The sequence below is a fragment of the Bartonella propinqua genome, from assembly GCF_047263965.1.
In the GTDB taxonomy this organism is placed as follows: Bacteria; Pseudomonadota; Alphaproteobacteria; order Rhizobiales; family Rhizobiaceae; genus Bartonella.
Genome location: NZ_JBLEBK010000020.1, coordinates 1 through 3,212, shown reverse-complemented (window position 1 = coordinate 3,212; position 3,212 = coordinate 1). Strand labels below are relative to the sequence as shown.

Sequence of the window (3,212 nt, the reverse complement as noted above, 5' to 3'; positions counted from 1 at the left end):
GCGACAAGTTTTCTTCATGTTCTATAAAACCACCTAGGTCGCCTGCTTCAACGTTACCGAAGTCTTTAAGAGCTTTAATGCGGTAAAGCGTGAATCCGTTGATTTCGATTGTTTCGTCGGTCATTTCGTATTTCTTTTCCATAATTTTTCTCCTTTATTAATGCGTGTTTTGCCTTTTCAGCTCTTGAGAAAGAATGCTGATGCCTTTTGTTGTAATTTTTGTTGAAGGAAGAACTTTCTCTGTTCCATCAGGTCTTTGAATAGTAATGGTTGGGCAATCCATCAGACCTCTCTTGATCTTATCTTGATAAGGCAACAATGGAGAACTTGGAGCACGACGATAAACCCAGTCATGTTCACGCAAGTAATCAATTAAATCCTTTGGTCGCACCTCCAGTACCTTTGCTGCTTCAGTCAGCCCAAATAAACCATCAGAACGTTTTAAACTTTCAAGTGCTTCTGCTTTTGGTTTGAGTTCAGCAATAACACTGTCTTTCTGTTCTATTTGTCCTTGTAGATGTGTCAAAAAACCAATCATCGCTTCAGGACTTGAGTAGTCAATTTTTTGTGCAGATACTTCCTTTGTACGCCGTTCACATTCGATAAAATACTGTCGTGCCTGTTTGCCTTTTTCGTTGCGTTCTACCATGGCAAGTTCTTTTGCCATATCGAGTGTAAGGTGGTAGTTAATTGCAATAACAGTTCTAGATTTTGCGCTCGCCAAATTTGGCGACCGCAAATCTTGTGTTTTTATGAAATCTTGATTTATTATAAAGCTGTATTTGTTGATACGATCTTTGATCCAGTTTGAAAAATCTTTCCCCACTTCTAAAAATGCATGCAACTCGCGTGCATTGACTGTTTGAATTGTTTCACCATTAACGGTGCTTTTTGTGATAGCTATAGGATTATGCATGATAAACTCTATTATTCATTGTGCAGAATATCGATAAGCGTTTTCATCGCGGATTTCATGTTTATTGAATTGAAAAGTAGCGCTCTCTAAAACGCCCTTAGATACATCTTTTCAGAACGTCACAGGGGCGTAGACGATGCTGTTGCTCATAGGTGCCGTACAGTGATCTTCATATTCTTGTTTTGCTATTTCATCCCAAAAAGCATCAAAAGCATCGCTCTCTTCTATAAAAGGGTGTCCAGTGTTGTTGAATTGAAGAATATCGTTTTCCTTGATGTATGCTTCTGCAATTTCTTCGCTGATGTCTTCACAGTATTTGGTTGAATTATCTATACAAAGGACTTTGATTGCACCTTCTGTACCTTCAAGAACTTTCAAAATATCAAATTCATCATAAAATGGTCCTGATTGAGCAACGTGTTCACCGTTATTGTAGACGATTAACAAGATTTCATCAGAATTCACAAAAATTGGCTTTTCCATAGTTTTACCCCTCCGCTTGTAAGCGATTGCTTGTATGTGATTTATATTTATAACTATAATTATAAAATATCAAGCAAAAAATTATAAAAAGTTATAATTTAAAAACTACGGTGACATTTTATTGGGTAGGAAAGGCAAGGAAGTGTACTTTTAATTCAGCTAATAATTAAGGATGATTGCGAATCATTTTGCCGTAAGCACCTTCTGGCAAAATAGCAAATATTTCTCCAATCCATATAATTTTAACGTTTTTAATAGGTAATGCATTCCATGAAAGAAGATCTATTTCTCCATTCATTCCCCTACTAATTTGCTTTATATATCTCTTATTGTCATGTGTTAAAACAACTACTTCTTTACCAAAAAAAGATTCTATTGTTTTGGTTTGGCGCCGTCTAACAATAACCATGTCTCCATCTTTGTAAGCGGGAAGCATGGATTCTCCTCTAACTTCAAAAGCAATCATATCATCAGGGAGAACAAATGGGATTTCTACTTGTGCAAGACCTTCTTCGGGGATTTGCTCAAAACTTGGATCTATTTGTGTTCCTGCTCCAATATACCCCATGAGAGGCACGAAGGTTGTGAAGTGATTTTCACCTGTTAATTCTCTATATAGTTTTAAAATAGCGTCACGATTAGAACCTCGAGGATCGGAATCTTTTAGCCATTTTGACACTGAAGCTTGTGTTACGTTCAATCGTTTAGCCACATCTTCTTGCGTTAAATTAAATTCGGTCAAAATCTTTTTCAAAAGGTTTATAATATTAGATTTATTACTCATAGTTCTGCTTACCTTATTTTTTTATTATTGATAAAGATGAATTTTGTTGACTTTATATAACTATAATTATAGTAATTATTTGGGTGAAGTTATGATCGGAGCCTTTAAATGAATCAACGAGAAAATTTTAAGAGTCTTATTAAATCAGTACGGATCAAATTTAATTGGACACAATCAGAAATGGCAAAAATGCTTGGTGTAACTCAAGCTGCTGTTTGTAAGTGGGAAAAAAGAGGCTCTATCTCCCTAATAAATTATTTAAAGTTGCAGCAAAAGCTGACTCAATTGCCAGATTGTTCTGGCTCTATGTCTTCTTTGGCTGCTGTCTCTACTGTTAACGATGAGCAACAACCCAGCTCACACTCTTAAACTGGAGCAAAAACAGAGATGGCAAATAATCAGCACCAGATCACTATAAGCAAAGACCAGATGATTGATCTTGTTAATAAAATTGGACAGAGAGATATGTGTTACAATGCTCATTCGCTTAATGAACCATCTTATCAAGTAAGATCATATTTTCCATCAACAAGTTTTATTCTCTATACGCTGCACAGTATCTTTGAGAATGATAATAGAAGTTATTTTACATTATATCCGTACGATGATTTTAACCAATGGTTTTCATCTGTGTTTACGCAAGCTTTTACTGCTTGGTTTGATAATTATTTTTCTAGAGATTTGTTATCTTTTGATCGCTTAAGTGAGCTGGTCTTTTTTATGGCTATAGTCAAAAATGAGCTTAATAGCATAAGGGATCAGCTTATCGAAAAAAGAAAAAAAGAAATCAAATTCATAAATCATGCATTCAACATGTCTACTAAATAAGTTCATCCACTTTTTTAAAAACTTATTACTACGCGTTCAATTATAGCGCACATACGAACACGCAATATTTTTTAGGGGGGATTATGGATTTGATTTCACAAACTATTCTTTGCGTTGATTTAGGCACCAAGACGGGTTGGGCGATTTGTGGTGCAGATAATCACATAATAAGCGGAACAGTTAATTTTCAAGCACGCCGTT

The 3,212-nt window shown here is 35.4% G+C and carries 5 protein-coding genes; 2 read left to right on the top strand and 3 right to left on the bottom strand.

The annotated features are described in order from the left end of the window. Positions 1-157 precede the first annotated feature (157 nt). From ACMFKV_RS07010 to ACMFKV_RS07000, 3 genes are all read right to left on the bottom strand, one after another. Positions 158-916 (bottom strand): phage antirepressor KilAC domain-containing protein, encoded by a 759-nt coding sequence (locus ACMFKV_RS07010; protein ID WP_336288740.1) that lies wholly within the window; start codon positions 914-916, stop codon positions 158-160. A gap of 111 nt (positions 917-1,027) precedes the next feature. Then, on the bottom strand, positions 1,028-1,399 hold the full coding sequence (locus ACMFKV_RS07005) for a hypothetical protein (protein ID WP_413154901.1): 372 nt from the start codon (positions 1,397-1,399) through the stop codon (positions 1,028-1,030). Between the two features lie 166 nt (positions 1,400-1,565). Then, a complete protein-coding gene (locus tag ACMFKV_RS07000) occupies positions 1,566-2,183 on the bottom strand; it encodes a LexA family transcriptional regulator (protein WP_413154900.1) in 618 nt (205 codons plus the stop codon). Between the two features lie 108 nt (positions 2,184-2,291). Between ACMFKV_RS07000 and ACMFKV_RS06995 the strand changes: the two genes are divergently transcribed. Continuing rightward, a complete protein-coding gene (locus tag ACMFKV_RS06995) occupies positions 2,292-2,552 on the top strand; it encodes a helix-turn-helix transcriptional regulator (RefSeq protein WP_413154899.1) in 261 nt (86 codons plus the stop codon). 18 nt (positions 2,553-2,570) lie between these two features. Next, positions 2,571-3,011 (top strand): hypothetical protein, encoded by a 441-nt coding sequence (locus tag ACMFKV_RS06990; RefSeq protein WP_413154898.1) that lies wholly within the window; start codon positions 2,571-2,573, stop codon positions 3,009-3,011. The last annotated feature ends 201 nt before the right edge of the window (positions 3,012-3,212 follow it).

Bases quoted from the DNA above. Each gene is read 5' to 3' on its own strand.
- ACMFKV_RS07010 (WP_336288740.1), bottom strand. From the start codon at position 916: ATGCATAATCCTATAGCTATCACAAAAAGCACCGTTAATGGTGAAACA.
- ACMFKV_RS07005 (WP_413154901.1), bottom strand. From the start codon at position 1,399: ATGGAAAAGCCAATTTTTGTGAATTCTGATGAAATCTTGTTAATCGTC.
- ACMFKV_RS07000 (WP_413154900.1), bottom strand. From the start codon at position 2,183: ATGAGTAATAAATCTAATATTATAAACCTTTTGAAAAAGATTTTGACC.
- ACMFKV_RS06995 (WP_413154899.1), top strand. From the start codon at position 2,292: ATGAATCAACGAGAAAATTTTAAGAGTCTTATTAAATCAGTACGGATC.
- ACMFKV_RS06990 (WP_413154898.1), top strand. From the start codon at position 2,571: ATGGCAAATAATCAGCACCAGATCACTATAAGCAAAGACCAGATGATT.